Below are 26,027 nucleotides of genomic sequence, written 5' to 3' on the forward strand. Positions count from 1 at the left end.
TCCGCGGCGACCCCCACGGCCGGCCCCCCGCCGAAGCGCCGGCGAGGCTCGAAAGGACCCGATGTCAGCCGCCCCCGCCTCGGTCGAGCCGCACCACCACAGGGACGTGACCGGCGGATGGCTGCGGCCGGCGGTCTTCGGCGTCATGGACGGCCTGGTCTCCAACGGCTCGCTCATCGCGGGTGTGGTCGGCAGCGGCGCGAGCGCACAGGCCGTCACCATCGCCGGCCTGGCCGGGCTCGTCGCCGGAGCGTTCTCGATGGCCACCGGCGAGTACACCTCCGTGCGCTCCCAGAGCGAGCTGGTGCTCGCCGAGATCGCCGTCGAACGCCGGGAGATCGCCCGCCACCCGGAGGCCGAGCAGCGGGAGCTGGCCGCGGTGTACGAGGCGCGCGGGCTCACTCCGGAGCTGGCGACGGAGGTCGCCCGCCAGCTCCACCGCAAGGACGAGGTCGCCTGGCGCGTGCACGCCCGAGAGGAGCTGGGCGTCGACCCCGACGACCTGCCCTCGCCATGGGTGGCGGCCGGATCCTCCTTCCTGGCCTTCGGCGTCGGCGCGCTGGTCCCGCTGCTGCCCTTCCTGCTCGGCTTCGGCTCGGTGCTGGCCGCGATCGTGCTGACGGCGGCCGGCCTGTTCGCCACCGGCGCCCTCGTCGCCCGTCTCACCAGCCGGCCCCCGCTGTTCGGCGGCCTGCGGCAGCTCCTGCTCGGCGTGGCGGCCGCCGCCGTCACCTACGGCGTCGGCCACCTGTTCGGCATCGCCGTCACCTGATCCACCCGCGCGACCGGATGACGGCGCCCCGGCTGCCCGGCACCCCTACCGGCCGGTGTATGGGGGACGATTTCTTGATCGTCTTCGGGTGGTTGCCCATACCATGGTCGGTGGCCGGGCTCGTCCCGCCTGGTCGTGCCGCCGGTGGCGGTGCTCGACCGGCGGCTCCCCCGGGCGGCCGGTCCGGGCGTCGGCCCGCCGCGACCCCTTCGGAGCTCTCACCGCGTTCGTGTCACCGTCCCGATCCCACCGCCGGCCCGTGCCGAGCCCTCGGCCCTCGCGGGCTCCCCACTCGTGTGCCGGCCCCGTCCCCCACGTGAAAGGACCCGCAGTGCGCTCACCTCGACTTCACGCGCTGTTATCGAGCGTCGCGGCGGCGCTGGCCCTGGCCACCGCGCTGGCCGTCCCCTCCTCCGCCTCGGTGCGGGCCGACGCCCGGCAGGCGGCCCCCTCCGGCGCCGCGCAGGCCGCCGGGCACGGCTCCAAGGGCTGGACGGGCACCTGGGCCACCTCCCCGCAGGGCCCGCTGGTCTTCTTCCCGGGCGCCCCCAGCAACTGGTCGCTGACCGGGTTCTCCGGCGAGACCGTCCGGCAGGTGGTGCGGATCAGCGTCGGCGGCGCCCTGGCCCGCGTCCGGCTGTCCAACCGGTACGGCTCCCAGCCGCTGCGCGTCGCCGGGGCGACGGTCGCCAAGGCCGGCGACGGCGCGGCGATCCTGCCCGGCACCGTGCGCCCGCTGCGGTTCGGCCGCTCGGCCTCCACGACGATCCCGGCCGGCGCCGACGCCACCTCCGAGCCGGTGGCGCTGGCCACCGCGCCGCTGGACAGGCTCACCGTCACCCTGTACTTCGCCGAGCCCACCGGCCCGACCACCTTCCACTACACCGGGCTGACCACCACCTACCGCGCCGCCGGAGACCACCGGTTCGACCGCGGCGCCGCGGCGTTCGCCGGTGAGACCAGCCAGTCGTGGTACTACCTGACCGGCGTGGACGTCCTGGGCGGCCCGCGCCCGGCCAAGGGCGCGGTGGTCGCCTTCGGCGACTCCATCACCGACGGCGCGGACTCCACGGTCGGCGCCGACAACCGCTACCCCGACGAGCTGGCCGAACGCCTGGTGGCCGCCCGCAAGCGCATCGGGGTGCTCAACGCCGGCATCGGCGGCAACATGGTGCTCACCGACTCGCCGTGCTACGCCGGCTACGCGGGCGTCAACCGCTTCGCCGCCGACGCGCTCGACCTGCCGGGAGTGCGCACCGCGATCGTGCTGGAGGGCATCAACGACATCGGCAGCGCCGGGTACGACCTGGGCTGCGGCCCGCACCCGGCGGTCACCTACGAGCAGCTCGTCGAGGGCTACCGCACCCTGATCCGCGCAGCGCACGCCCGCGGCGTCAAGATCATCGGAGCAACGATGACGCCGCTCAAGGGCGCGGACTTCTACGACACCCCCGAGAACGACGCGCTGCGCAAGCGGCTCAACGACTGGATCCGCACCAGCGGGGAGTTCGACCTGGTGGTCGACCTCGACCGCGCCCTGGGCGACCCCGGGGACCGCGACAGGTTGTACCCGCCGTACGCGTCGCCCGACAAGATCCACCCCAACGACGCCGGCATGAGGGCCATCGCCGAGGCCGTCGACCTGTCGACCCTGTGAGCCGTCCCCCGGCCGTCCGAGCCCGGACGGCCGGGGCCCGGCGTCGGTGACCGCGAGCCCCGGCCACGCCGGGGATCCGCGGCGGCGGCCCGCCCAGGGGCCCGGCCGAGGACGGGCGGGCCGCGGGGAAGGGGGGCGCCCGGCGCTCCCGGGGTACCCCGCGCCCACCTGCGCGGGCACGGCGCGCCGGCCTGGCCGGTCGCCGCCGGCCGGGCCGCGGCCCGGCCGTGCGCAGCGCGCTGACCGCGCCCTTCCCCCTTTCGCGGCGCCCGTCCGCCGTGCCCGCATGGGAGGGCGACCTAGAGCTCCGGGAAGATGAGGGGGCCCGAAAACGGCAGGTCAAGCCCGAACACCACCGAACATTGTCTAGAGTTTCGACGTGCCGATGAACGCGAACGACCCGCGGGTCGCCCTGCCGCCGCTCAATCCGGACCGATCGGTCCTCGTAGTCGGGCCGTCAGTCGACGAGCCCGGCCACTGGGCCGGCGCGCCCAGCTGCGTCTACAGCGAGGGCGTGTTCTACCTCGCCTACCGCCTTCGCCGTCCCATCGGCCAGGGCCGGGGCCACTCGATCGTCGTCGCCCGTTCCACCGACGGCGAGCGCTTCGAGACGATCTACACGCTGGGGCGCGAGGAGGTCGACGCCGAGTCCCTGGAGCGTCCCGCGCTGGTGCGCACCCCCCAAGGCGTCTGGCGGCTCTACGTCAGCTGCGCCACCCACGGCACCAAGCACTGGCGCGTCGAGGTCATGGAGGCCGCCGACCCCGCGGCGTTCGACGCCACCCGGCGCCAGGTCGTGCTGCCCGGCGATCCCAAGACCGGCGTGAAGGATCCCGTGATCGTGTGGCAGGGCGGGCTGTGGCACCTGTGGGCGTCCTGCCACCCGCTGGAGCGCCTCGGCGAGGAGGACCAGATGGTCAGCGACTACGCCACCAGCGCCGACGGCATCGACTGGACGTGGCACGGCACCGCCCTGAGCGGCCGCCCCGACTGCTGGGACTCCCGAGGCGCCCGGGTGTCCGCCGTGGTGTTCAGCGGAGAGACGATCCTGGCCGCTTACGACGGGCGGGCCAGCGCCGCCGAGAACTACGAGGAGCGCACCGGGCTCGCCGCCGGCACCGATCCGTCCACCCTCACCCCGCTGGACACCGAGCCGTTCGCCGCCTCCCCGCACGGGGGCCTGCGCTACCTGGACGTCGTGGCCCTGCCCGACGGCGGCACCCGCGTGTACTACGAGCTCACCAAGCGCAACGGCGCCCACGAGCTGCGCACCGAACTGCGCTGACCACCAAGCCGGGCGCCCGGCCCGGGCCGGACGGCCACGCGTCACGCCGGGCCGGACGGCCACGCGTCACGCCGGTGCGGACGGCCGCGCACCGCCCCCGGCCGGGCCGGCGCGCGGTCGTCTGTCGCGCGCCCGCTCCCCCCGTCCCCCGAGCGAAGGCGTCGGTTCCGTACGCGGGTGGGGGCTTTGCCGTTCGCGTTCGGGCTTGCCCTGTCGCTATAAGCCTTTTCCACCCTTATTACCTACAAGGTCAGTGGGTATGATGACCGGCGATGTCGTCTCGGCCGAGGAGAGCTGATGGGCCTGCCGGAATTCCTGGTGATCGGAGCCCCGAAGGCGGGCACCACGGCCCTGCACGCGGCGCTCGCCCGCCATCCGGACCTGTTCATGTCGCCGGTCAAGGAGCCGAAGTTCTTCCTCACCGACGGGCCTCCCCCCACGCGCGGCGGCCCCGGTGACGCGCAGACCTACCGGGAGCACGTCTGGCGCCGCGCCGACTACGAGGCGCTGTTCGACGCCGCACCGGCCGGGGCCGTCAAGGGCGAGTCCACCCCGTTCTACCTGTACGACCGCGAGGCCCAGCGTCGCATCCACGCGCTGGTGCCCCAGGCCAGGCTGATCGTGATGCTGCGCGACCCGGTCGAGCGCGCGCACTCCAACTGGACGCATCTGTGGTCGGCCGGGCTGGAGCCGATCAGCGACGTGGTGCGGGCGTGCGCGGAGGAGGAGCGGCGCATCGCGGCGGGCTGGTCGGCCTTCTGGCACTACGTCTCGCTCGGCCGGTACGGCGAGCAGCTGGAGCACCTGTTCCGGCTGTTCCCGCGCGAGCAGGTGCTGACCATGCGCTATCGCGAGCTGGTGGACGCGCCGACGGCCACGCTCGACCGCATCTGCGCGTTCCTCGGCGTGCGGCAGGGGATGGTCGAGGAGGTGCCGCGCGAGAACGTCACCGCCCACCCCGAGCGGACGCTGCGCCACCAGGCGCTGTCGCGGGTGCTGCGGGTGGGCGCCGGGATGGGACGCCATCTGCCGGGCTCGCTGGCCGCGCGCCTGGTCGAGCCGCTGGAGAGCGCGCTGCAGGAGCGGGGCCGCCCGCGCAGGTCGCTGAGCTGGGAGCAGCGCCAGGCGCTGCTGCCGCACTTCGAGAAGGACGTCGTGCTGCTCGGCCAGGTCACCGGCCAGGACTACAGCGACTGGCTGCGCCCCCGCGACCGGTCGGGCGGGCTGATGGGAGACCGCCCCTCGGGCCAGCGTCAGGCCCGCAACGGCCGCCCGCGCAAAGCCGGCGGCACGGCGTAGGCGACGCCGAAGCCGGGCGGGGCGGCGCCTCGGGCCGGAGCCGTTCGGCAGAGGTGAACCCCGGCGGGAGACGGCTCCGACGATCACCGGGGTTACCCGCCGGTGCCGCCCCGGGGGTCTGCGGTTCCGCTGCCGGGCCGTTCGGCGGACGGGCCCCGGCGGCAGAGGGCTTCGCCGATCACCGGGGCGGTCCGGCGATCGGCGGGCCGGCGGGCGGGGATCAGGCGAACGCCTGGGCCATCCAGGACTGCCAGGCGGGCTCGATCTTGTCGTCGGTCTCCGGGGAGAAGCCGTGGTACTCCACGAGCACGGTGTCCTGGTGTCCGTGGATGAACACGTACAGCCCGTCGCCGGTGCGCACCCCGAGGAAGTCGGGGCGGTAGGCGAACTGGACGACCCCGTCGACGGGGGTGATGCCGTTCACCTGAAGGCGCACCCTGTCGCCCTCGGCGACCGCGCCGGTGGCCCCGACGGCGTGGGTGAACGCCTGCCACACCCGCTCCTGGCCGGGCACCTGCGGGCCGACCGCGAAGACGTTGAAGGTGGAGGTTCTGCCGGGGAAGTGCTCCACGTAGGCGGCGAGCTTGCGCAGGTACATGCCGTCGCCCTTGCGCAGCGCGTCGTACTCGGCCTCCCAGTCGCCGCCGAGCATGCCGCTGTGGACGAACCGCAGCACGGTGGAGCCGCCGTCGCGCCCCTCCAGGAGGTATTCGAAGGCCATGAACGCGCCCTCGGCGTCCTCGGCGGTGCGGTAGGCGAATCGGCGCGCGGGGTCGTAGGCGGTGATGGTGGCCTCGCTGGTGTGGCCCATGAGGGTCTGGCGCGTGGTGCCGCCCTCGCGTGGCTCGACCTCGTTGCGGCCCATGAACCAGGAGTCGATGCCCGGGCCGGTCGCGATGGCCTGCCACACCTGCTCCGGCGTGGCCTCCAGCACGATCTCCTCGCGTACCTCGAACTCGTGCGGCATGTCGGATCCCCTTCGTCTCGGTGCCGAGCGGGCGACACCGCCGTGTGCGAACAGGCGCAACCCTGCCACCGACAAAGATTGCTGTCAAGGAGCAAGTAGTTGTCGGTGGGGCGGGCGGGATCGCGCCCCCCTTCCCGGGCCGCCATTCCGGCCGGCGATAGCGGGCGCCAGACGGGCGCGGGCTTCCAATATAGGCCGCCGACCTGCGGATTCACCGGGGACGGCGCGCGTTCGGAGTGGTTCGCCCCTCCTTCCCGGGGCGATGGCCGGGCGCGCTCGATAGGACCATCCGGGCGGCGACCCCCTCCCCCGCGCCGGACTATCGCCCGGCGCCCGGCGTCTAGGGGTGCCCCATCATCTTGTCGATCACTATTCATCCCTCCAAGCGGTGCCGGCCCGCCCGCCATCGACACCTCGTCATGCCCCTGACCAGGGACAACGCCGCTCGCGCGTGCGGCGCGCCGCCGCCGGCCGGGCCGTTCGGACACCGGGACGGCCCGGCCCGATAACGCGATCACAATGCCGCGGAAAGCGATTCGATAAGCGCTATCGCCAAAACCCCTTAAGGGCTTAGCGGCTCGGAAGCACGCCGATAGAGACCCCTCATACCTTCGTAATTGCGAGCAGGGAAACGCCGCAAACAAAAGAAATCGAAGGAAAAAGGGGTCAATCAAAATGATGCGTATCGCCAAGAACATCGCCGCCCGGACCGCCATCGTCACCCTCGTCGCCGCCGGTGGGGCTGCTGGTTGCGGAACCATGCTGGCGCAGCAGGACTCGGCGAAGCCCGTAGTCAGCTCGGTGAACGCATGGGCCCCCGCCGCCCCCGTCGCGGCCGACCTCAACGGCGACCAGCCCTGGGGCTGACCTTCATGGACCGGCCTCACACCCCGCACACGGCCTGAGCTGACGCTCCGGCCGCTTGCGGCGTTTCCCTGGTTTTCTGAATAGGAACAAACGAAAAGGCGTATCGCGGAGACCCCCCGCGATACGCCTTTTCATCGTTTATCGAGAATCACGGAAACACCGGGGCGGCGTCATGCCGTCGGCGCGGGCGTCGCCCCTGTCCCGCCGGCGATGGCCCGCCATCGCCGGGCCGCGCGGCGGGCGCCGGATCCCGTCGATCCCGTCGATCCCCTCGCGCCTCCCCGAACGAGCCGGCCCCGGTGATCACCGCGCCGCCGTGAGCACCGGGGGCACCCGATCACCACCCGGCGCGCGACCGCCTCCCGTGAAGTCCGCCCAACCGAACACAGGTTCCTCCTTGACAAGAAAAGTTGTCGGTGCGACCGTAGAGGCACGTTCGCAGACGGTGATCGGCGAACCGGCGAGTCCGGCGGCACACCGGCCGGATGGTTCATGGAAGGAGAGTGAAGTGACTCATCGTTTCGAGCTGCGCAAGCAGATCGAGTTGAAGGCCGGCGCCGAACAGGTCTGGCAGGCTGTCGCGACCGGGCGTGGCGTGGACTCGTGGTTCATGGGCCGCAACGAGATCGAGCCGCGCCTGGGCGGGGTGACCCGCCAGTGGTTCGGCGGGTTCCCGGTGGAGGCGAGCGTCACGGCGTGGGAGCCGCCCCGCCGGTTCGCGCACCGCAGCCAGCAGGGCGACGACGGCACGTTCATGGCGTTCGAGTACCTCGTCGAGGCCCGCGACCAGGGCGGCACGGTGCTGCGCCTGGTGCAGAGCGGGGTCCTCGGCGACAACTGGGAGGCCGAGTACGACGCCCTGAGCCGGGGCTGGGACATGTACCTGCACACCCTGGACCAGTACCTGACCCACTTCCCCGGCAGGACCGCGGTCCCGGTGTTCGCCGCCAGGCCGCACGGGGGCGGAGACGAGCCGGCCTGGACGGTGCTCGACCGCGGCCTCGGGCTCAGCGGCGAGCCGATCGCCGAGGGTGACCGGGTGCGCCTGACGCCCGACGGCCTGCCCCCCGTCGAGGGCATCGCCGACTACGTGGCGCCCGACTTCCTGGGCATCCGCACCCCGGACGCCCTCTACCGGTTCGTCCAGGGCATGAACCAGACGATCGTGGTCCAGCACCACGTCTTCGCCGACGTCGACGCCAAGGAAACGGAGCAGGCCTGGCAGAACTGGCTGACCAAACTGTTCGCCTGAAACCGCTATCAATCACGCAAAACGGTTATCTAGATCAGGATGGCGGCGTGCCCACCATTCAGCACCAATCCCGGCACGCCGCCGGTGTCACCCGGACGCCCTATCGGCAAAGACAGGCATCCTGACCTGGGGTGACACCACCCAGAACGTTCCCGAAAGAGGATTCAACAAATGCACGCCGCGCTCGCCGCCCGCCCCGGTTTCATATCCGCCGACGCCATCAGCAGCGCGATCGTTAACCCTGATTTCTCCGGTAGCATCGCCTTCGGCGACGCGCCCCGCGTCGCCGGAACCACATGGGACTGACCGGAAAAGGACCGCTTGACGATGTTGGTGGAGGTCACTATGCGCCCCCGGTCAGGCCCGTCCACCCCCACACCGGTCGACGGCATACGCATCCTGGCGCAGCTTCCCGGTAGCTGGCAGACCAGCTTCAGCCACGGCGACAGCACGCTCACGCTGCGCATCGACACCTCCGACGACACCACCGCCGCGCAGATCGCGGCGACCGTCACCCAGGTGCTCACCGATCCGGCGATCAGCCACTGGCACGTGTACGCGTGCCGGCCGCTGAACTCCGGCCCCCCGCGCATCCCCGGCCAGGAGATCCCCGGCGACGTGTAGCCGCCGGCCCGCCCGGCGCCCGTCCCGGCCGGTGAGAGGATGGTCGGCGTGCCGCCCTCGATCGACCGCACCAGCGCCGGAGACCCCGCGCGCACCCTCGAACTGCTCTGGAGGAGCCGCCGGGAGCGCCCGCCGGGCCGCGGGCCGCGCAAGACGCTGACCGTCGAGGAGGTGGTCGCCGCCGCGGTCGCCCTGGCCGACGCCGAGGGGCTGGAGGCGGTGACGATGCGCGCGGTGGCCCAGGCGCTCGGCGTGGCGCCCATGTCGCTGTACACCTACGTGCCGGGCAAGGCCGAGCTGCTGGACGTCATGCTCGACACCGTGTTCGGGCAGATGCCGCGCCCCGACCTGTCGGGGCTGCCGTGGCGCGGGCGGCTGGAGGCGGTGGCCCGCGACAACCGGGCGCTGTTCGAGCGCCACCCGTGGGTGGCGGCGGTCTCCACCGCCCGGCCCCCGCTGGGGCCGGGCCTGCTGGCCAAGTACGAGCACGAGCTGCGGGCGTTCGAGGGCCTGGGCCTGACCGACGTCGAGTTGGACGACGCCCTGACCTTCCTGCTGGGGTTCGTGCAGTCCTCGGCGCGCTCGGCGGCCGACGTCCGCGCCTCGCGCGGCGAGGGGACGCTGACCGACGAGCAGTGGTGGGCGCTCAGCGAGCCCCTGCTCGCCGAGGTCCTCGACCCCGGCCGCTACCCCACCGCGAGCCGGGTCGGCACGGCAGCTGGCCAGGCGCACAACGCCGCCTACGACCCCGGCCACGCCTACCGGTTCGGCCTGCGGCGGGTGCTGGACGGCCTGGGCGTGCTCATCGACCGGCGCGCCCGCGAGCAGGCGGGCACCCCGCCCGGCTGAGTCCACCCGGCGGACCGGTGAGCGTCACCGCTCACCCGGCCGTCGGCTCGCCCCCGGTGACCGGGTGAGCGCGCGGGGAGAGAACACCGTCGCCGTCGCCGGTGAGCCGTGTGCGCCTTCCCCGCCCGGCCGGTCAGCGGCCCAGGTCCCGGTGGCGGCGGACCGCCAGCGGGAGGAACACCGCGACCAGCGCCAGCGGCCACACCACCGCCAGGGTCATGGCGTGCTGGGCGGCCCAGGAGGCGCCGTCCCAGCCGGGGTTGCCGAACAGCTCGCGGACGGCGGCCACCGTCGCCGACAGCGGGTTGGCCTCGGCGATCACGCCGAGCCAGCCGGGCATGGCGGCCGGCGAGGCGAAGGTGTTGGACACGAAGCCCAGCGGCCAGACCAGGATCTGCACCGCCGCGACCGCCTCGGGGCCCCGTGCCACCAGGCCCAGGTAGATGCCCACCCACAGCAGGGCGAAGCGCAGCAGCAACAGCAGCCCGACCGCGGCCAGCGCGGCGGCGGGGCCGTTGTGCCAGCGCCAGCCGATCGCCAGCCCGCAGGCGACCATGACGGCGAGGCCGAGGACGGAGGCGAGCATGTCGGCGGCGCTGCGCCCGGTGACCACGGCCGAGGCGGCCATGGGCAGGGAGCGGAACCGGTCGGTGACGCCTTTGGCGGCGTCGCCGGCGACCGCGGCGAAGGTGGTCTCGACGCCGAACACCATGGTCATGGCGAACATGCCCGGCACCAGGAACTCGCGGTAGTCCCCGCCGCCGGGCACGGTGATCCCGCCGCCCAGCAGGTAGGCGAACATCAGCACGGTCATCACCGGGAACAGCAGCCCGACCACGACGGGCGCGGGCCGGCGGGCCCAGTGCGACAGGTCGCGCCGGGTGATCGTCCAGCCGTCCGCGACGGCCCACCCCAGGCGGCCCAGCGCGGTACGGGGCGGGGCCGGCGCGACCGGCGCCGTGCCGCTCACGCCACCGCTCCGCGCGCCGCGTCGCGCCCGCCGGGTTCCCGGCCGGGCGCCTGCTCGCGGCCGGTCAGGCGCAGGAAGACCTCGTCCAGCGTGGGCCGGCGCAGCGCGATGTCCTCGGCCTGGACGCCGGCGTCGCGCAGGGCGCGTGCCACCTCGGTGAGCGCGGCCACCGGGTCGGTCACCGGGGCGCTGATCCGCCGGGTGTCGCGGTCGACGGCCACCGGCGACGCGCCCCGCGCGGCGACCCGGGCCACGATGGCCGCGGCGGCGGGCAGGTCGGCCTCCCGGCGTACGACGACGGTGACGCGGTCGGCGCCGATCGAGGCCTTCAGCTCCGACGGGCTGCCCTCGGCGATCACCCGGCCGGCGTCGACCACGCAGATCCGGCCGGCGAGCCGGTCGGCCTCCTCCAGGTACTGGGTGGTGAGCAGCACCGTGGTGCCGCCGGACACCAGCGAGCCGACCGCCTCCCAGACGTCGGTGCGGCCGCGCGGGTCCAGGCCGGTGGTCGGCTCGTCCAGGAACAGCACCGGCGGGGACAGGATCAGGCCGGCCGCCAGGTCCAGTCGCCTGCGCATGCCGCCGGAGTACAACCGGACCGGTCTGCCCGCGGCACCGGTCAGGCCGAACCGTTCCAGCAGCTCCCCGGCCCGGCTGCGGGCCCCGGCCGCGCCCAGGTGGTACAGCCGGCCGAACATCTCCAGGTTCTGCCGGCCGCTCAGCACCTCGTCCAGCGCGGCGTGCTGGCCGACCAGCCCGATCCGGTGACGCGCCCGCGCCGCCTGGCGCACGACGTCGAACCCGGCGACCTCGGCGCGCCCGCCGTCGGGCCGCAGCAGCGTGGTCAAGACGCGCACCGCGGTGGTCTTGCCCGCGCCGTTGGGCCCCAGCAGCCCGCAGACGGTGCCCTCGGGCACGGCCAGGTCGAACCCGGCCAGCGCCTCGGTCGCGCCGAACCGCTTGCGCAGCCCCTCGGCCAGCACCGCGTGTCCCGTGCCTCCCATTCGGCTCCTTTCCTATCTCCGTACTATGTACGAACTCCGTACATAGTACGGTATACGACGCGCGGCCGGGCAGGACGGAACCGCCACGGCGGGCAAGGCGGCGGGGCGGCCCGGGCCTGGCAGGCGGCCGATGACGCGGTCGCGGGCGACGGCGCCGCCTTATCCGACGCGGGGCCGGGCAGGACGAATCGCCACGGCGGGAAGGCGGCACGCGGCGGGGTAGGCGGCGGGGCGGCCCGGGCGCGGCGGGCGGCCGGTGACGTCGTCGTGGGCGGCGGCGCCGCCTTTCTCCCCCGGTGTCCGCCATCGCGCGCGAGGCCCTCACCGGCGCGTCCCGCGGGAGGGGGGAGACGCGCCGTCTCCCTCCCCTCCCTCCTTGACCGCCGGTGGGACGTTTCGGGCGGCCCTGGCGGGTAAAGCCCTCACCACCAGGGCGGACGCGGGATCGGAGGAGCATGCGCAGGCTGCTGGCCATCGGCAACCCCTCGGCGGGCAGCGCCGACGACACCACCTACGAACGGGTCATGGCCGTGCTGTCCGAGCACGCCGACACCGTCCCCGGCACCGTCCAGGACCCCGCCGACCTGCCCCGCCTGCTCGGCGAGCACCCCGGCCGCGACCCGGTGGTCCTCGGCGGGGACGGATCCCTGCACAACGTCGTCGCCGCCCTCGCCCGGCGCGGCGAACTGCACACCCGCACCGTGGGCCTGATCCCCCTGGGCACCGGCAACGACCTGGCCCGCACGCTGGGCATCCCGCTGGACCCCGAACGGGCGGCCGCGGTGGCCGCCGCCGACGGGCACCCCCGCTGGATGGACCTGCTGCTCGACGAGCAGGGCGGCGTCGTCGTCAACGCCCTGCACCTGGGCGTCGGCGTGGCCGCCGGCGAGGCGGCCACCCCGCTCAAACCGTTCCTGCGCCGCTTCGCCTACGCCGTGGGCAGCCTGGTGGCCGGCGTGCGGGCCGAGGGCTGGCGCGTGAGGGTCACCCTGGACGACCAGACCCTGGCCGACGGCCGCCGCCGCGTGCTCATGGTCGGCGCCGGCAACGGCGCCACCATCGGCGGCGGCACCCCGCTGGCCCCGGACGCGCTGCCGGACGACGGGCTGGCCGACGTCGTGGTCTCCTTCGCCACCGGCCCGCTGCAGCGCCTGCGGTACGGCCTGATGCTCAGGCGCGGACGTCAGGCCCGCCACCGGGAGGTGACCACCGCCCGCGGCCGCCGCCTGCGCGTGGCCGGCCCGCCGATGCGCCTGAACATCGACGGCGAGTTCGTCGGCCCCCTCACCGACCGCACCTGGACGGTGCGGCCCCGCGCCTGGCGCATCACCGTCCCGCCCTCCTCCCCCTCCGCCGACCGGCCTGCCGCGGCCGGCTCGGGCGCGGCGGGTCCCCGCGCGGACGGCCCCTGATCACGGCCGTCCGCGCCCTCCGCGCCGCATCCGGCTCCCGCTCCTCCAACCGCCGGCCTGGTGGCGCGCTCACCCGGCGCTGAAGGCCCCCTGGAGCGCGGATGGGGCCGCGCTGAACCCGGCCCCGGCCGGAAAACACGCCTCCAAGGCCGGGTTCGCCCGAATACCAGGTCGATGGCACAGATCGCCCCCGGCAGCTGGGCTATCCTCGAATACGCCGATGGCACCGGCGCCGTCTCCCTCCGCGGGGAGGCGCCCGGGCGGTCCACCGGCTGCTCGCGCCGCGAACGGCCCGACCCCGCCCGCCGGGGCGCGGCCGGGCGGGGTCGGGCCTCGTCACCCTCGCTCGCGCGTTAAGGTCGTCGCGGTGACAGGCGCGCGTGCGAGCGACGAACGACCTACGTGGGAGGGTGCCGGTGGATGCCAGGGGGGGCACGTCCTCGCGGTGGCCGATCACCGATGATCTCGGCGCGCTCAGAGGGCAGGTCCGCGACTTCGCCGTGGAGGCCGGGCTCGACGGCTTCCGCCTGCAAGACCTGGTGCTGGCCGTGAACGAGGCCGCCGCCAACGTCCTCGACCACGCGCACGGCGAGGGCCACGTCCTGGCCTGGAGCGACGACGGCCACGTCACGGTCGAGGTGTGCGACATGGTGGGCCGGCTGGTCCCCGCCCACGCCGAGGCCGGCGACCCCGGCGCGGGCAAGCTCCGCGGCCGGGGCCTGTGGCTCATGGGCCAGCTGTGCGACGAGGTGCGCATCACCCAGAACCCCCGCGGCTCCTCGGTACGCCTTCGCCAGTCCCTCGCCGAGGACCCCGCCCCCCGATGAGACCACCACACCCGGCCCCCCGCCTTCGGCCGGTGGGCCGCCCGGCCGGTGCCCCGCCACGCGCCCCCGCCCGACGACCGGCACGCCCTCGGACGCGAGTCCTTATCGATCTGGTTGATCGGTGGGCAGGCACGATCCGCTCGCATATCGTCACCGACGTGAAGCACTCGCCACGGGAACGCCCCCCGGCCCCAGCGGCGACACCCCGCCGCCCGCACCGCCCCTCCCCAGCCACCGGCCGCCGCTGGACCGGTCCCCGTCTCGTGGAAGGTCAACGATGAACTTCACCGTGCACGCCGACGCCCGGCCCGCCGACACCATCCCGGCCGGGGTGCGCGTCCTGGTCCTCACCGGCGAGCTCGACCACGGGAGCGCTCCACGCCTGCAGCAGGCCCTGGACGAGATGTACACCGACAACTGCCGGCACCTGATCGTCGACGTGACCGGCCTGGCGTTCTGCGACTCCACGGGCATCAGCGTGTTCCTCGGCGCCCGCCGCACCCTGTCGGTGCGCGACGGCTCGATCGCGCTGGCCGGGCTCAACCCGCGCATCGAGCGCATCTTCCGGCTCACCGGCCTGGCCCGCGCCTTCCCCACCTACCCCACCGCCGAGGACGCCCGCGCCGCCATCCCCACCCCCTGACGTCCCGCCCACCGCGCGCACCCGCCCGGCCACACCGACGCCCGGCCCGCCCGTCACCACCGAAACCCGCACCCGGCCTGGACCGATCCACCAGTCCCGGCCGGTGTCACCGCCCGGAACTTTCACCGCCCCCTCACAGGCGGGCCGGCTCTCCCCCGGGGGCGTCGCCGGCGGGCGCGGGCGCCAGCCAGGCGGCGGTGTCGCTCGGCAGCACGCCTGCCGCCACCGGCCCGCTGGACAGCAGCACCCGCCGGCCCGCCGGCAGCGGGCAAGGGGCGGGCGACAGGTTCACCACACACCGCAGCCCCGCCCCACGGTCGAACGCCAGCACCCCCTCCGGTGAGTCCACCCAGCACAGCTCCCCGCGCCGGAACTCCGGGCGCGAACGCCGCAGCCGCAGCGCCGACCGGTACAGGCGCAGCGTCGAATCCGGATCACCGTCCTGCACCGCCACGCTCAACCCCGCCCACTCCGGCGGCTGCGGCAGCCACGGCGCCCCCGCCCCGAACCCCAGCGCCGGCCCGCCGGCCGACCACGGCAACGGCACGCGGCACCCGTCACGCCCCCGCAGCACCCCTCCCGAGCGCCGCCACATCGGGTCACGCAGCGCCTCCTCCGGCAGGTCCTCCACCTCCGCCAGCCCCAGCTCTTCCCCCTGGTAGACGTACACGCTGCCGGGCAAAGCCAGCACCAGCAGCGCCGCCGCCCGGGCCCGCCGCCGCCCCAGCTCCACGTCCACGCCCCCCTCGGTGCGGCCGTACCGGGTGACGTGCCGGGTCAGGTCGTGGCTGGACAGCACCCACGTGGGCGTCGCCCGCACCCCCCGCAGCGCCGCCAGGTGCTCCTGGACGCCCCGGCGCAGCTCACCAGCCCGCCACGGGCGCCTGGCCAGGTCGAAGTTGAACGCCGTGTCCAGCTCGTCGGCCCGCAGGTACCGCGCCAGGCCGCCCGGACGCACCCGCCAGGCCTCGGCGACGAACATCCGCGCCCCGCCCGGGGTCGGCGCGTAGGAGTCGGCCACCCGCCGCCAGGCCCGGTACACCTCGTGGACCTCCTCGCGGTCCCAGTGCGGATGGTTCGCCAGATCCCGCCCCGCCAGGTCGCGCCCCCCGCCCTGCTCGCCTTCGATCGGCTTGACCAGCGGCGCGGGCGCCCCGCCGGGCCCGGCCCCCAGGTCGGGCAGCTCGGGATCCTTGGCCAGCCCGTGCGCCACGTCCACACGGAACCCGTCGACACCCCGGTCGAACCAGAACCGCAGGATCGACTCGAACTCCGCCCGCACCTGCGGATGCGACCAGTTCAGGTCGGGCTGCTCGGGCGCGAACAGGTGCAGATACCACTCCTCCGGCGCCCCGTCCACGCCCACCAGCCGCGTCCAGGCCGGGCCGCCGAACACCGAGCGCCAGTCGTTGGGCGGGTCCTCGCCCCCCGGGCCGCGCCCGGGACGGAACCAGTAGCGGGCCCGCTCAGGCGAGCCGGGGCCCGCGTCCCGGGCGGCGGCGAACCACCGGTGCCGGTCGGAGGTGTGGTTGGGCACGATGTCCAAGATCACCCGCAGGCCGAGGTCGTGCGCCTCGCCGATCAGCGCCTCGGCCTCGGCCAGCGTGCCGAACAGCGGCGCGATGGCGCGGAAGTCGGCCACGTCGTAACCGCCGTCGGCCATCGGCGAGTCGAACCACGGCGTGATCCACACCGCGTCCACCCCCAGACCGGCCAGGTACGGCAGGCGCGACCGGATGCCGGCCAGGTCCCCCACCCCGTCCCCGTCGCCGTCGGCGAAGCTGCGGACGTAGATCTGGTAGATCACCGCGTCGCGCCACCAGGCCGCCGGGCCGCCCTGGGCGGTGGATCGCTGTCCCGTCATGCCCCTCCTGTCACCGTGCCGCCGCGGAAGTAACCTCCGAGCCGCCCTGCGTCCGGTTCCGGGCGGCATCGGCCCCCCGCGCCGGGCTCGGGAGCCGGGTTCAGCGCAGGCGCCGGACCGCCGGCGCGCCCCGGGCGCCGGATCAGCGCTCCTCCCCGGGCGCGGCTGCCGACTCCGGGTCCAGCGCCAGCACCGAGCGGCCCCCGTCCACCGGCACGGTGGCGCCGGTGACGAAGCTCGCCTCCGCCGACAGCAGGTGGACGATCACCGCCGCCACCTCCGCGGCCCGCGCCACCCGGCCCAGCGGGTGGGCTTGCCGCATCCGCCGTTCCACCCGCGCGGCCGCGCCGGCCTCCAGCCCGGCCACGAACCCCCGGTAGCGCTCGGTGTCCACCGAGCCGGGCGCCACCGCGTTGGCGCGGATGCCCCGCGGCCCGTACTCCACCGCCAGCGCCCGGGTCAGCCCCTCGACCGCGGCCTTCGCCGTCACGTACGGCAGGCACCCGGCCACCGCCCGCCGCGCCTGGTGGGACGACACGTTGACGATCGCCCCGCCCGTCCCGGCCGAAAGGAAACGGCGCACCGCGGCCGCCGAGCCGACGATCGCGGCGTCCAGGTTGGCCGCGACCAGGTCGAGCACCGCGCGGGCCGGCGCGGTGTGCACCGAGGCGTCCCCGAACACCGCCGCGTTGTTCACCCAACCGGTGAACACGCCCAGCTCCCCGGCCCGCGCGGCGGCCCGCTCCGCCACCGCCTCGTCGGCGGCGTCCCCGGCGACCACCGCCACGCGCCCGCCGGCGGTACCCAGCTCCGCCCACGGCACGGGGCCGGCCTCCAGGACCACCACCGCGCCGCCGTCGCCCAGCAGCCGCTCGGCCACCGCCCGGCCGATGCCCCGGCCCCCGCCGGTCACCACGTACGAACGCATCCCCAGCACCTCCCGTCCCACCGGTGCGGCCGCCCGCCGCCCACGCCGCCATCAGACGCGATCGCCCGCAGCCGCGTCAAACACTTCTATCGAAGCACTTCGATGATCGGCGGGCCCTGTATCATCCGATGAAAGCGCACACCGGCCCCCGACCCGGAGGGAAACACCCGTGCCGACGCCGACGAGCCCGGCCACCATCTACGACGTCGCCACCCGAGCCGGCGTCAGCATCTCCACGGTCTCGCTCGCCCTCAACACCCCCGCCCGGGTCAGCCCCCAGACCCGCGACAAGGTCATGAACGCCGTCGACGCCCTCGGCTTCGTCCCCAAACCCGACGCCGTCGCCCGCGCCCGGCGCGGCGTCGGCAGGATCGGCGTCCTGGCCCCCCACACCTCCCACCCCACCGTGGCCCGCCGCCTCAACGGCGTCCTGCGCGCCGCCGACCGGCGCCCCCTGGAGATCGTCCTGTACGACCAGCCGTCGGCCGCGGCCGCCGCCTCACCACTGCTGGCCAGCCTGCCGGTCACCGGGCGGCTCGACGGGCTCATCGTCGTCAGCCTGCCCCTGGACCACACCGTCGCCGCCCGCCTCACCACCCTGCGACTGCCCACCGTGCTGTGCGACGTCCGCCACCCCGGCTTCGACACCGTCCACACCGACGACACCGCCGGAGGCCGACTCGCCGCCGAGCACCTCCTGGAGCGCGGCCACCGCCGCTTCGGCTTCCTCGGCCACGCCAATAGATCCGACCTCTACCGGTCGCCGTCCCAGCGCCGCCTGGACGGCTACCAAGCAGCCCTCACCCAAGCCGGCCACACCCTGCGCCCCGACCACATCCGCACCGCCGGCCACGGCGCCCCCTCCCCCGCCGTCGCCGCCACCCGGCTGCTCGCCGCCCCCGACCGGCCCGCCGCCGTCTTCGCCGCCGACGACACCCTGGCCGCCGCCCTGCTGCGCGCCGCCCAGCACCTGCGCCTGGACGTCCCCGGCGACCTGGCCGTCATCGGCTACGACGACGGCGACCTGGCCCAGGCCCTGGACCTCAGCACCATCCGCCAGCCCCTGGAGGAGACCGGCCGCACCGCCATGGAACAGCTCGTCCAACGCCTGGAGGCCCCCGGCCCGCCCCGCGACGTCACCCTCACCGTCGAGCTGATCATCCGCGGCACCACCTGACCCCCGCCGCGACCGCTCACCCGGCCAGCGCACGGCGCAGAACCGCGCCCAGCTCGGCGGCCTGCCGCTGGGACACCTCGGCCGACAAGATCGCCTGCGACCCGTGGAACGTACCCGGCCACTGGTGCAACTCGACCGAGACCCCCGCCCGCAACAGGCGCAGCGCGTACTCGACGCCCTCATCACGCAGCGGGTCGAACTCCGCCGTGGCGACGTAGGCGGGCGGCAGGCCGGACAGGTCCGCCGCCCGGGCCGGCGCCGCGTACGGCGTGGCGGGCGCCGAGCCGAGATAAGCCCGCCAGAGCACCGCCAGATTGCCCGCGTCCAGCCGGGGAGTCGCGGTGAAGTTCCGCGCCGACCACGTCTGCCGCCGATCATCGAGCATGGGCTGGTTGAGCAGCTGACACCGGATCGCCGGCCCCCGCTCATCACGAGCCCGCAACGCCATGGCGGCCGCCAGACCCCCGCCCGCGCTCATGCCGCCGACCGCGATGAGCCCCGGGTCGGCGCCGACCTCCGCGGCGTTCCCCGCCAGCCACACCAGCACGGCGTAAGCGTCCTCCAAAGCGGCCGGGAACGGGTGCTCGGGAGCCAGCCGGAAACCCACCGAGACCACCACCGCTCCCGACGCCTCGGCCAGCCGGACCGCCGAGGAATGCTCGGTCTCCAGATCACCCACCACGTAACCGCCACCGTGCAGCCAGACGACGGCACCCCGCGCCCCCCGCGGCCGGTAGATCCGCACCGGCACCTCCGGCGACGCCGGCACCCTGCGGTCGATCACCCCCATCCCCGAGGTGTCCGGCGCCGGGAACGACGCGACCAGCTTGGCGATGTTCTCCCGCTCGGTGACCAGGTCCTCATAGTCGGGCCGCGGGATCAGCGGAACGAAAGCGTCGAGTTCAGGATCCATGCCGGCCATCCTCCCGGCCGCACCCCCGCGGACCCACCGCCAACCGTCGGACATCCCACCCCGAACCCGCACCGACCGGCGCGCCGATCACGCCTATCCTCCTGCCATGGAGGCACTCGCCGTACGACTGTCCCACCTGGACTCCCAAGTCGAAGGCGCGATCCGCGTCGTGATGTTCTACGACACGCTGATGCGCCGGAGAGTGGACCTCCCCGCACTCGCCCGCGCCTCCGCGGGCCTGGCCGAATGCGTGGCCGGCATCCGGCTCCACGCCACGGAACGGCCGACCCGGGTCGCGCCCGACGGCAGGCCGGCCACCACCCAGCCGGCACCCGCCTCCAGCACGGCGCCCATCACACTGGACGAGGAGGAGATCGGCACGGTGTGGCTGGAACGCCCCGGCCCGCCCAACCCCCTCGACGAAGTACTGCTGGACCGGCTCGCCATCGCCGCCGCCGCGGTCGTCGAACGATACGGCCCCGCCCGCACCACCATGGCCGACCCCGCCCTCGTCGAACTGGCGGTCGGCCCCGACACCGACGAGGCGGCCAGAGCCCGGGCGCTGCGCCTCCTGGGCTTCGCCGCCGGCTCACGGATCCACGTCGTCGCCCTACACTCCCCCCTCCCACTCGACCAGATCGGCGCCCTGGTCTGCCCGGCCCGCCCGGTGAAGGCCGCACCACTGGCCGACGTCGGCGTCATCCTCGCCACCACCCTCGACCCCGCACGATTCCCGGCCGGTACCCGCGCGGGCATCGGCGCCGCCGACAGCCCCGGCCGATCCTGGCGCCAAGCCCGCACCGCACTGCGCTTCACCACCCCGGCCCGGCCGATCGTCCGCCACGACGACCTGGGCGCGCTGGCGCTCCTGGCCGAGATACCCCGGGCCGCCACCCGCGACAACGCCGACGTGACCGCGATCGCCCACCTGGCCGCCACCCCCGAAGACCTGCGGACCCTGGACGCCTACTGCGCCACCGGCTCCCTGCGCCGTGCCGCCGACCTCCTCCACCTGCACCACAGCAGCGTCGCCCGCCGCGTCGAACAACTCGGCAAGACCCTGGGCATCGACCTCACCGACCCCACCGGACTGACCCGGGCCCGCATCGCCCTGACCGCATGGCGGCTACTGGACGACTGAGGCGAAACCACAGCCGCGGCCCGAACCGGCAACGGCACCCACGACGCGGCACCGCCCGCCGACCACCGCGTACCCACAAATTTGTGGGTACTTGCCGCCCGGCCCCGGACGCCCCGAAGCTTGATCCCGGACGGCCACCCGGACCGCCCCGCAGAACAGACCAGAAGGCCGCGAACACGTCAGGACACCTGCCGGCCCTCCGCCAGCCGCTCCAGGCGGCGATGCCCCCACTCCGAAACAGGCCCCAGCGCCTCCGACAGCTCACGCCCGAACGGCGTCAAGGAGTACTCCGTCCTCAACGGGCGCCCCTCGTACACCTCCCGGTGCACCAGACCGTCACCCTCCATCTCCCGGAGCGTCTGAGTCAGCACCTTCTCGGCCAGACCCGGCGACAGCCGCCGCAACTCCCCCGGGCGCCGCGGCCCCGACTCCAGCAGCCACAGCAGAACCGTCTTCCACTTGCCGTCGATCACCGCGATCGCCGCCGTCACCCCGCACACGTCCTCGTCCCGAGCACGACTGCGCGTCATCGTCGTCCCATCCCCTTCACCGATCCGAACAAGGAGCCCCCACATGACCTCCCCCGCAGAACAGTCTGCCGTCACCGTGCTCGGCCTGGGCCCCATGGGCCGCGCCCTCACCGGCGCCTTCCTCAACGCCGGCCTGCGCACCACCGTCTGGAACCGCACCCCCGGCAAGGACCACGACCTGCTCCGGCGAGGCGCGACCACCGCCCCCTCACCCCAGACCGCGGTCGCCGCCGCCCCGCTGACCGTGATCTGCGTGGTCGACTACGACGCCGCCGACGCCATCCTGCGACCCCGCCCCGTCACCGACGCCCTCAAAGGCCGCACCCTGGTCAACCTCACCGCCGACACCCCCGACCGCGCCCGCGACACCGCCGCCTGGGCCGCCGACCACGGCATCGGCTACCTCGACGGCGCGATCATGACCCCCACCACCACCATCGGAACACCCGCAGCGACCTTCCTGCACAGCGGCCCCCACGACCTCTACCAGCGGCACCGCCCCGTACTCGACACCCTCGGCGGCACCCACACCCACCTGGGAACCGACATCCACCGGGCCGCCGCCTACGACATCGCCCTGCTCGACATCTTCTGGACCGCCATGACCGGCTACGCGCACGCCCTGGCCGTCGCCAGAGCCGAAGGCATCACCGCACGCGAACTCGCCCCGTTCGCCGCAGGCATCGGCACCATCCTGCCGCCGATCTTCCAGCAGGCGGCGGACGAAGTGGACAGCGGCCACGTCTCCGGCGAGGACAACCCCATCACCTCGGCCGCGTCCTCCATGGCCCACATCGTCCACACCTCAGAGGCCCACGGCATCGACGCCGGCGTGATGCGCGCCGCCGAAGGCCTGGCCCGCCGCGCCATCGGGCGCGGCCGCGGCACCGACGGCTTCCTCACCGTCACCGACGTCCTCAACCCCCGATGACCACCCGCGACAGCCTCAGGCCGACCTCTCGTGCCGCTCCGGACCATGCCCTGGACGCTCACGCGGCACCAGAGTCGGATTCACGTTCTCCAGCACGGTGTCACGACCTACCACCACCCGCGCCACGTCATCACGGCTCGGCACCTCGTACATCACGTTCAGCAGCACCTCCTCCAGAATCGCCCGCACCGCCCGCGCCCCCGTACGACGCAACAGCGCCTGCTCGGCGATCGCCTCCACGGCATCCGGAGTGAACTCCAACTCCACCCCGTCCATCGCCAGCAGCTTCTGGTACTGCTTGATCAGCGCGTTGCGCGGCTCGGTGAGAATGCGCACCAGCGCCTCACGATCCAACGGCTCGCACGCCGACACCACCGGAAGCCGCCCCACCAACTCCGGGATCAACCCGAACCGCACCAGATCATGAGGCATCACCCCCGCCAGCGCGTCCGCCCTCCCCCGCTCCCGCCCGTCACCGACCTCGGCGCCGAACCCCGCGCCCCCACGGCCCGACCGCCGCTCGACGATCTCCTCCAGCCCGGCGAACGCACCCCCCACGATGAACAGCACGTTGCTCGTGTCGATCTGGATCAGCTCCTGGTGCGGATGCTTGCGCCCACCCTGCGGCGCCACACTCGCCGTCGTCCCCTCCAAGATCTTCAACAACGCCTGCTGCACCCCCTCACCCGACACGTCACGGGTGATCGACGAGTTCTCCCCCCTGCGCGCGATCTTGTCGATCTCGTCGATGTAGAGAATCCCGCGCTCAGCCCTGGCGACGTCGAAGTCGGCCGCCTGGAGCAGCTTCAGCAGGACGTTCTCCACGTCCTCCCCCACATAACCCGCCTCGGTCAGCGCCGTGGCGTCCGCGATCGCGAACGGCACGTCCAGCATCCGCGCCAGCGTCTGCGCCAGATACGTCTTACCGCTCCCGGTCGGCCCCACCAGCAAGATGTTCGACTTGCCCAGCTCCACCGGCTCCGCACCACGCCCCGCGGCCCCCACCGCGCCCGAACCGACCCGCTTGTAGTGGTTGTACACCGCCACCGCCAGCACCTTCTTGGCGCGCTCCTGCCCGACGACGTACCGCCCCAGGAACTCGACGATCTCACGCGGCCTCGGCAGCTCCCCCGCCCCGCCCCCCGAGGACTCCGCCGCCGCCTCGGCCAGCTCCTCCTCGATCAGCTCGGTGCACAACCCCACGCACTCGTCACAGATGCACACCCGGCCCGGCCCCGCGATGAGCTTCCTGACCCGCTTCTGATTCTTCCCGCAGAAGGTGCACTTCAGCAGGTCACCGCCGTCACCGATGCGCGCCACCCGGACCGCGCCCCCTCAAGTCAGATGATCACACCATACAGATGGCCACGGTATCTTCGATCCCGACGAACGGCAACGTCACCCGGGGAGGACCATCATGGCCCGGCTCACCAGAGCCCAGCTCCAAGAACGCACCCGCGCCAGGGTGCTGGCCGCCGCCAAGGACGAGTTCACCGCACGCGGCTTCCGCGCCACCAGGATCGACGACATAGCCGACCGCGCCGAGCTCACCCGGGGCGCCGTCTACTCCAACTTCCCCGGCAAACGAGCCCTCTACCTCGCCGTCATGGCTCAGGCCGCCGAACACGCGCCCCACCCCCCGCGCCCTGAGCCGGGCCGCACCCCGCGCGACGCGCTCGGCGCCTTCGCCCGCGCCTGGGTCACCCGGCTGCCCCTGGCCACCGAAGAACTCCACGGCAGCGCCCGCCTCGCCGCCGACCTGATCCCCGAGATCCTCACAGACGAGCGCCTACGGCACCCGTTCGCCCAGCTCATGAACCTCAGCGGCATCCTGCTCGGGCTCGCCCTGGAGAACCTGCGCCCCCCCGGCGCGCCGCCGGCCCGCATGGTCCGCATCGCCGAGGCGGCGCTCACCACCCTGCACGGCACCGCGCAGATGTCCGCCGCGGCCCCCGGCTTCGTCGAGCCCTTCGACATCGTCAGCGTGTGCGAACGGCTCGCCGAGCTCGATCTCGGCGACCACTGGCCGCCGCCCACCATGGTCCCCGAGGCCCGCCCCGCCGACGAGCCCTGGTCGCCGCCGCCCGCGACGGACGCCGTGCGCGGCGAGCCCGCCCGGCTCACCGGCGACGGCGTGGTCGCCGTCCTGGGCCTGCACCGGCTGGCAGCCATCGAGCAGGCCGTACGCGCCACACCACCGAGGGCCCAGGTCACCGCCGTCCTGGTCACCGCCGACCCCCACGAACTGGCCCCCCTCGCCCGTCTGGTCGTCGCCGAGGTCGGCGGCCGGCTGCGCCACGCGTTCCCCATGTCGGCGTGGCCGCGCCTGCAGGTCGTCTGCGACACCACCGGCGCCCTCGCCGGCGCGGCCGGCGTGCCCGCCGACGACGAGACCGAAAGCGCGCTGCGCGTGGAAGCCGGCCGCGTCGTCACCCGCGCCGACGACCGCGGCGCCCTCCACGCCGCCGCCACCGCGAACACCCCGGCCCGGCGGCGAAGATAGTCCCGGACGAGGATCACGGCGTCGCTGCCGCCTTCCCCCGTGGGTGAGGGGTTTTGGGTGGTCGTAAAGAAAGCTGTCTAAACCCAGCTCCTTTACATTGTAGATCACTAAGGGGGGCCCACGGAGCGCGCGACCGCTTCCCGCCCGTCTCCCCAGCCGGGCACCGGACGTCCGCCGCGTCCCCGCTCCCCCCGTGCAGGACTCCGAGGCCACGCCGGAGGGCTCCCCCGCTACGTCATCGGCGTGGACATCATCTGCTCGACCAGCGACGTGGTGTGCTTGGCGTACCGGAACAGCGGGTGGGCCAGCACCTCGCGCAGGAACGCCAGGTCGGTGTGGACGCCCGGCCCGCTGATGGTGAACTCCTCCAGCGCCCGGTGCGCCCGCGCGAGCGCCTGCGCCCGAGACGGCGCCCACACGGCCACCTTGGCGATCAGTGGGTCGTAGTCGGCCGTCACGCGCAGGCCGGGCGCCCCGTGCGTGTCCACCCGGGTGAACGGCCCTCCCGGCGGCACGAACGTCTCGATCACCCCGGGCGTCGGCAGGAAGCCCCGCGCGGGATCCTCGGCGTTGACCCGGCACTCCACGGACACGCCGGAGAACGTGACGTCCTCCTGACGGAAGCCCAGCCGCTGGCCGGCGGCGACCAGGAGCTGCTCGCGCACCAGGTCGATCCCGGTGACCATCTCGGTCACCGGATGCTCCACCTGCAGCCTGCAGTTGACCTCGATGAAGTGACACGCGCCGTGCTCGTCCAGCACGTACTCGAACGTGCCGGCGCCGACGTACCCGGCGGCCCGCGCCGCCCGCACGGTCAGCTCGCCCAGGTGCTCCAGCGTGGCGGCCGGCACGTTGGGCGGGGGCGTCTCCTCGATCAGCTTCTGTCTCCTTCGCTGCACCGAGCAATCGCGCGCCCCCAGGTGGACGACGTTGCCGTGGCCGTCCGCCAGCACCTGCACCTCGACGTGCCGGGCCGCGTCCAGGTACTTCTCGACGTAGACCCGGGGGTCGCCGAACAGCGTCAAGGCCTCGCGCCGGGTCGTGGCGAACGCGCGCGCGAAGTCGCCCGGATCGTGCACCACCCTCATGCCCCGGCCACCCCCGCCCGCCGCCGCCTTGATCACGACGGGGTAGCCGACGGCGTGCGCCGTTCTGGCGCCCTCGACCGGGCCCATCGGCTCCGAGCCGCCGGGCAGCACGGGCAGCTTGGCCGACAGCGCGAACTCGCGCGCCGAGACCTTGTCGCCCAGCCGGGCGATCACCGCGGACGGCGGGCCGATCAGCGTCAGGCCGTGCGCCTCGCAGATCTCGGCGAACTCGGCGCTCTCCGACAGGAAGCCGTAGCCCGGGTGGATCGCGTCGGCGCCCGACTGCACGGCGGCGGCGACGATTGCGGCCGGGTTCAGGTAGCTGTGCTTCGGCGCCGCCGGACCGATCTGGATCGACTCGTCGGCGAGGCGCACCGCCGCCGAGTCGCGGTCCGCCGTCGAATGGGCGACCACGGTCCGGACTCCCATCTCACGGCACGTCCGGAGCACGCGCAGGGCGATCTCGCCCCGGTTGGCGATCAGAACTGTGGTGAACATCGCGTACCAGGCTCCAAGGGAGTAAG

General features: G+C 74.0%; 25 protein-coding genes. 16 read left to right on the forward strand and 9 right to left on the reverse strand.

The annotated features are described in order from the left end of the window. Positions 1–61: 61 nt before the first annotated feature. From PYR91_RS11975 to PYR91_RS11990, 4 genes are all read left to right on the forward strand, one after another. Positions 62–772, forward strand: coding sequence for a VIT1/CCC1 transporter family protein (locus PYR91_RS11975; RefSeq protein WP_279779683.1), 711 nt, complete (start codon positions 62–64; stop codon positions 770–772). A gap of 331 nt (positions 773–1,103) precedes the next feature. Then, positions 1,104–2,429, forward strand: coding sequence for an SGNH/GDSL hydrolase family protein (locus PYR91_RS11980; protein WP_279779684.1), 1,326 nt, complete (start codon positions 1,104–1,106; stop codon positions 2,427–2,429). Between the two features lie 385 nt (positions 2,430–2,814). After that, positions 2,815–3,714, forward strand: coding sequence for a hypothetical protein (locus PYR91_RS11985; RefSeq protein ID WP_279779926.1), 900 nt, complete (start codon positions 2,815–2,817; stop codon positions 3,712–3,714). A 297-nt stretch (positions 3,715–4,011) separates the two neighbouring features. Beyond that, a complete protein-coding gene (locus tag PYR91_RS11990; RefSeq protein ID WP_279779685.1) occupies positions 4,012–5,013 on the forward strand; it encodes a sulfotransferase in 1,002 nt (333 codons plus the stop codon). 220 nt (positions 5,014–5,233) lie between these two features. On the opposite strand, the gene PYR91_RS11995 is transcribed toward PYR91_RS11990, so the two are convergent. Next, entirely contained in the window at positions 5,234–5,980 is a 747-nt protein-coding gene (locus PYR91_RS11995; RefSeq protein ID WP_279779686.1) for an SRPBCC domain-containing protein, read from the reverse strand. 675 nt (positions 5,981–6,655) lie between these two features. Here PYR91_RS11995 and PYR91_RS12000 point away from each other — a divergent pair. The 5 genes from PYR91_RS12000 (at position 6,656) to PYR91_RS12020 (ending at position 9,572) form a co-directional block, all read left to right on the forward strand. Further along, positions 6,656–6,847, forward strand: coding sequence for a hypothetical protein (locus PYR91_RS12000; RefSeq protein ID WP_279779687.1), 192 nt, complete (start codon positions 6,656–6,658; stop codon positions 6,845–6,847). A gap of 508 nt (positions 6,848–7,355) precedes the next feature. Then, a complete protein-coding gene (locus PYR91_RS12005) occupies positions 7,356–8,099 on the forward strand; it encodes an SRPBCC domain-containing protein (protein WP_279779688.1) in 744 nt (247 codons plus the stop codon). A gap of 171 nt (positions 8,100–8,270) precedes the next feature. Further along, the gene (locus PYR91_RS12010; protein ID WP_279779689.1) at positions 8,271–8,405 is read left to right on the forward strand and encodes a hypothetical protein; all 135 of its coding nucleotides are present in this window, start codon (positions 8,271–8,273) and stop codon (positions 8,403–8,405) included. 39 nt (positions 8,406–8,444) lie between these two features. Beyond that, complete coding sequence (locus PYR91_RS12015; protein WP_279779690.1) at positions 8,445–8,723, forward strand: hypothetical protein; 279 nt, start codon at positions 8,445–8,447, stop codon at positions 8,721–8,723. A gap of 48 nt (positions 8,724–8,771) precedes the next feature. After that, entirely contained in the window at positions 8,772–9,572 is an 801-nt protein-coding gene (locus PYR91_RS12020; protein ID WP_279779691.1) for a TetR/AcrR family transcriptional regulator, read from the forward strand. A 133-nt stretch (positions 9,573–9,705) separates the two neighbouring features. Here the strand turns inward: PYR91_RS12020 and PYR91_RS12025 are convergent, their stop codons facing one another. Continuing rightward, positions 9,706–10,542: an ABC transporter permease gene (locus tag PYR91_RS12025; RefSeq protein WP_279779693.1), complete on the reverse strand. Its 837-nt coding sequence runs from the start codon at positions 10,540–10,542 to the stop codon at positions 9,706–9,708. Then, positions 10,539–11,546, reverse strand: coding sequence for an ATP-binding cassette domain-containing protein (locus tag PYR91_RS12030; protein WP_279779694.1), 1,008 nt, complete (start codon positions 11,544–11,546; stop codon positions 10,539–10,541). The genes PYR91_RS12025 and PYR91_RS12030 overlap by 4 nt, the downstream gene beginning before the upstream one ends. 455 nt (positions 11,547–12,001) lie before the next feature. Here PYR91_RS12030 and PYR91_RS12035 point away from each other — a divergent pair, with 455 nt between their 5' ends. The 3 genes from PYR91_RS12035 to PYR91_RS12045 all read left to right on the forward strand — a co-directional run bounded on the left by PYR91_RS12035 (position 12,002) and on the right by PYR91_RS12045 (position 14,428). Further along, positions 12,002–12,958, forward strand: a complete 957-nt coding sequence (locus tag PYR91_RS12035; RefSeq protein WP_279779695.1) for a diacylglycerol kinase family protein — start codon at positions 12,002–12,004, stop codon at positions 12,956–12,958. Between the two features lie 416 nt (positions 12,959–13,374). Beyond that, positions 13,375–13,785 carry an ATP-binding protein gene (locus PYR91_RS12040; RefSeq protein WP_279779696.1) on the forward strand — a complete coding sequence of 137 codons (411 nt, stop codon included), beginning with the start codon at positions 13,375–13,377 and terminating at the stop codon, positions 13,783–13,785. A 277-nt stretch (positions 13,786–14,062) separates the two neighbouring features. Beyond that, positions 14,063–14,428 carry an STAS domain-containing protein gene (locus PYR91_RS12045; RefSeq protein ID WP_279779697.1) on the forward strand — a complete coding sequence of 122 codons (366 nt, stop codon included), beginning with the start codon at positions 14,063–14,065 and terminating at the stop codon, positions 14,426–14,428. 133 nt (positions 14,429–14,561) lie between these two features. Here the strand turns inward: PYR91_RS12045 and PYR91_RS12050 are convergent, their stop codons facing one another. Together PYR91_RS12050 and PYR91_RS12055 are read right to left on the reverse strand one after the other, a co-directional pair. Then, complete coding sequence (locus tag PYR91_RS12050) at positions 14,562–16,292, reverse strand: glycoside hydrolase family 13 protein (protein WP_279779698.1); 1,731 nt, start codon at positions 16,290–16,292, stop codon at positions 14,562–14,564. Between the two features lie 142 nt (positions 16,293–16,434). Then, positions 16,435–17,220 (reverse strand): SDR family NAD(P)-dependent oxidoreductase, encoded by a 786-nt coding sequence (locus tag PYR91_RS12055; protein ID WP_279779699.1) that lies wholly within the window; start codon positions 17,218–17,220, stop codon positions 16,435–16,437. A gap of 169 nt (positions 17,221–17,389) precedes the next feature. Here PYR91_RS12055 and PYR91_RS12060 point away from each other — a divergent pair, with 169 nt between their 5' ends. Further along, a complete protein-coding gene (locus PYR91_RS12060) occupies positions 17,390–18,397 on the forward strand; it encodes a LacI family DNA-binding transcriptional regulator (RefSeq protein ID WP_279779700.1) in 1,008 nt (335 codons plus the stop codon). Between the two features lie 16 nt (positions 18,398–18,413). On the opposite strand, the gene PYR91_RS12065 is transcribed toward PYR91_RS12060, so the two are convergent. After that, positions 18,414–19,310 carry an alpha/beta hydrolase gene (locus PYR91_RS12065; protein ID WP_279779701.1) on the reverse strand — a complete coding sequence of 299 codons (897 nt, stop codon included), beginning with the start codon at positions 19,308–19,310 and terminating at the stop codon, positions 18,414–18,416. A gap of 106 nt (positions 19,311–19,416) precedes the next feature. On the opposite strand from PYR91_RS12065, the gene PYR91_RS12070 reads away from it, so the two are divergent. Beyond that, a complete protein-coding gene (locus PYR91_RS12070) occupies positions 19,417–20,451 on the forward strand; it encodes a helix-turn-helix domain-containing protein (RefSeq protein ID WP_279779702.1) in 1,035 nt (344 codons plus the stop codon). A gap of 179 nt (positions 20,452–20,630) precedes the next feature. Here PYR91_RS12070 and PYR91_RS12075 read toward each other — a convergent pair whose 3' ends face one another. Further along, the gene (locus PYR91_RS12075; RefSeq protein ID WP_279779704.1) at positions 20,631–20,981 is read right to left on the reverse strand and encodes a helix-turn-helix domain-containing protein; all 351 of its coding nucleotides are present in this window, start codon (positions 20,979–20,981) and stop codon (positions 20,631–20,633) included. A 43-nt stretch (positions 20,982–21,024) separates the two neighbouring features. On the opposite strand from PYR91_RS12075, the gene PYR91_RS12080 reads away from it, so the two are divergent. Beyond that, entirely contained in the window at positions 21,025–21,912 is an 888-nt protein-coding gene (locus PYR91_RS12080) for an NAD(P)-binding domain-containing protein (protein WP_279779705.1), read from the forward strand. A gap of 15 nt (positions 21,913–21,927) precedes the next feature. Here the strand turns inward: PYR91_RS12080 and clpX are convergent, their stop codons facing one another. Further along, the gene (gene clpX, locus PYR91_RS12085; RefSeq protein WP_279779706.1) at positions 21,928–23,232 is read right to left on the reverse strand and encodes an ATP-dependent Clp protease ATP-binding subunit ClpX; all 1,305 of its coding nucleotides are present in this window, start codon (positions 23,230–23,232) and stop codon (positions 21,928–21,930) included. 97 nt (positions 23,233–23,329) lie between these two features. Between clpX and PYR91_RS12090 the strand changes: the two genes are divergently transcribed. After that, complete coding sequence (locus tag PYR91_RS12090; RefSeq protein WP_279779707.1) at positions 23,330–24,415, forward strand: TetR/AcrR family transcriptional regulator; 1,086 nt, start codon at positions 23,330–23,332, stop codon at positions 24,413–24,415. Positions 24,416–24,645: 230 nt separating this feature from the next. On the opposite strand, the gene PYR91_RS12095 is transcribed toward PYR91_RS12090, so the two are convergent. Next, positions 24,646–26,001: a biotin carboxylase N-terminal domain-containing protein gene (locus tag PYR91_RS12095; RefSeq protein ID WP_279779708.1), complete on the reverse strand. Its 1,356-nt coding sequence runs from the start codon at positions 25,999–26,001 to the stop codon at positions 24,646–24,648. Positions 26,002–26,027: the final 26 nt, after the last annotated feature.

Source organism: Sphaerisporangium sp. TRM90804 (assembly GCF_029846175.1).
GTDB lineage: Bacteria > Actinomycetota > Actinomycetes > Streptosporangiales > Streptosporangiaceae > Sphaerisporangium.

Excerpts from the sequence above, each read along its gene's own strand:
- PYR91_RS12065 (WP_279779701.1), bottom strand. The coding sequence starts at position 19,310 with ATGGATCCTGAACTCGACGCTTTCGTTCCGCTGATCCCGCGGCCCGAC.
- PYR91_RS12090 (WP_279779707.1), top strand. The coding sequence starts at position 23,330 with ATGGCCCGGCTCACCAGAGCCCAGCTCCAAGAACGCACCCGCGCCAGG.
- PYR91_RS12000 (WP_279779687.1), top strand. The coding sequence starts at position 6,656 with ATGATGCGTATCGCCAAGAACATCGCCGCCCGGACCGCCATCGTCACC.
- PYR91_RS12055 (WP_279779699.1), bottom strand. The coding sequence starts at position 17,220 with ATGCGTTCGTACGTGGTGACCGGCGGGGGCCGGGGCATCGGCCGGGCG.
- PYR91_RS12045 (WP_279779697.1), top strand. The coding sequence starts at position 14,063 with ATGAACTTCACCGTGCACGCCGACGCCCGGCCCGCCGACACCATCCCG.
- PYR91_RS12075 (WP_279779704.1), bottom strand. The coding sequence starts at position 20,981 with ATGACGCGCAGTCGTGCTCGGGACGAGGACGTGTGCGGGGTGACGGCG.
- PYR91_RS12095 (WP_279779708.1), bottom strand. The coding sequence starts at position 26,001 with ATGTTCACCACAGTTCTGATCGCCAACCGGGGCGAGATCGCCCTGCGC.
- PYR91_RS11985 (WP_279779926.1), top strand. The coding sequence starts at position 2,815 with ATGAACGCGAACGACCCGCGGGTCGCCCTGCCGCCGCTCAATCCGGAC.
- PYR91_RS11995 (WP_279779686.1), bottom strand. The coding sequence starts at position 5,980 with ATGCCGCACGAGTTCGAGGTACGCGAGGAGATCGTGCTGGAGGCCACG.
- PYR91_RS12035 (WP_279779695.1), top strand. The coding sequence starts at position 12,002 with ATGCGCAGGCTGCTGGCCATCGGCAACCCCTCGGCGGGCAGCGCCGAC.
- PYR91_RS11975 (WP_279779683.1), top strand. The coding sequence starts at position 62 with ATGTCAGCCGCCCCCGCCTCGGTCGAGCCGCACCACCACAGGGACGTG.
- PYR91_RS12010 (WP_279779689.1), top strand. The coding sequence starts at position 8,271 with ATGCACGCCGCGCTCGCCGCCCGCCCCGGTTTCATATCCGCCGACGCC.
- PYR91_RS12080 (WP_279779705.1), top strand. The coding sequence starts at position 21,025 with ATGACCTCCCCCGCAGAACAGTCTGCCGTCACCGTGCTCGGCCTGGGC.
- PYR91_RS12070 (WP_279779702.1), top strand. The coding sequence starts at position 19,417 with ATGGAGGCACTCGCCGTACGACTGTCCCACCTGGACTCCCAAGTCGAA.
- PYR91_RS12050 (WP_279779698.1), bottom strand. The coding sequence starts at position 16,292 with ATGACGGGACAGCGATCCACCGCCCAGGGCGGCCCGGCGGCCTGGTGG.
- PYR91_RS12015 (WP_279779690.1), top strand. The coding sequence starts at position 8,445 with ATGCGCCCCCGGTCAGGCCCGTCCACCCCCACACCGGTCGACGGCATA.
- PYR91_RS11990 (WP_279779685.1), top strand. The coding sequence starts at position 4,012 with ATGGGCCTGCCGGAATTCCTGGTGATCGGAGCCCCGAAGGCGGGCACC.
- PYR91_RS12030 (WP_279779694.1), bottom strand. The coding sequence starts at position 11,546 with ATGGGAGGCACGGGACACGCGGTGCTGGCCGAGGGGCTGCGCAAGCGG.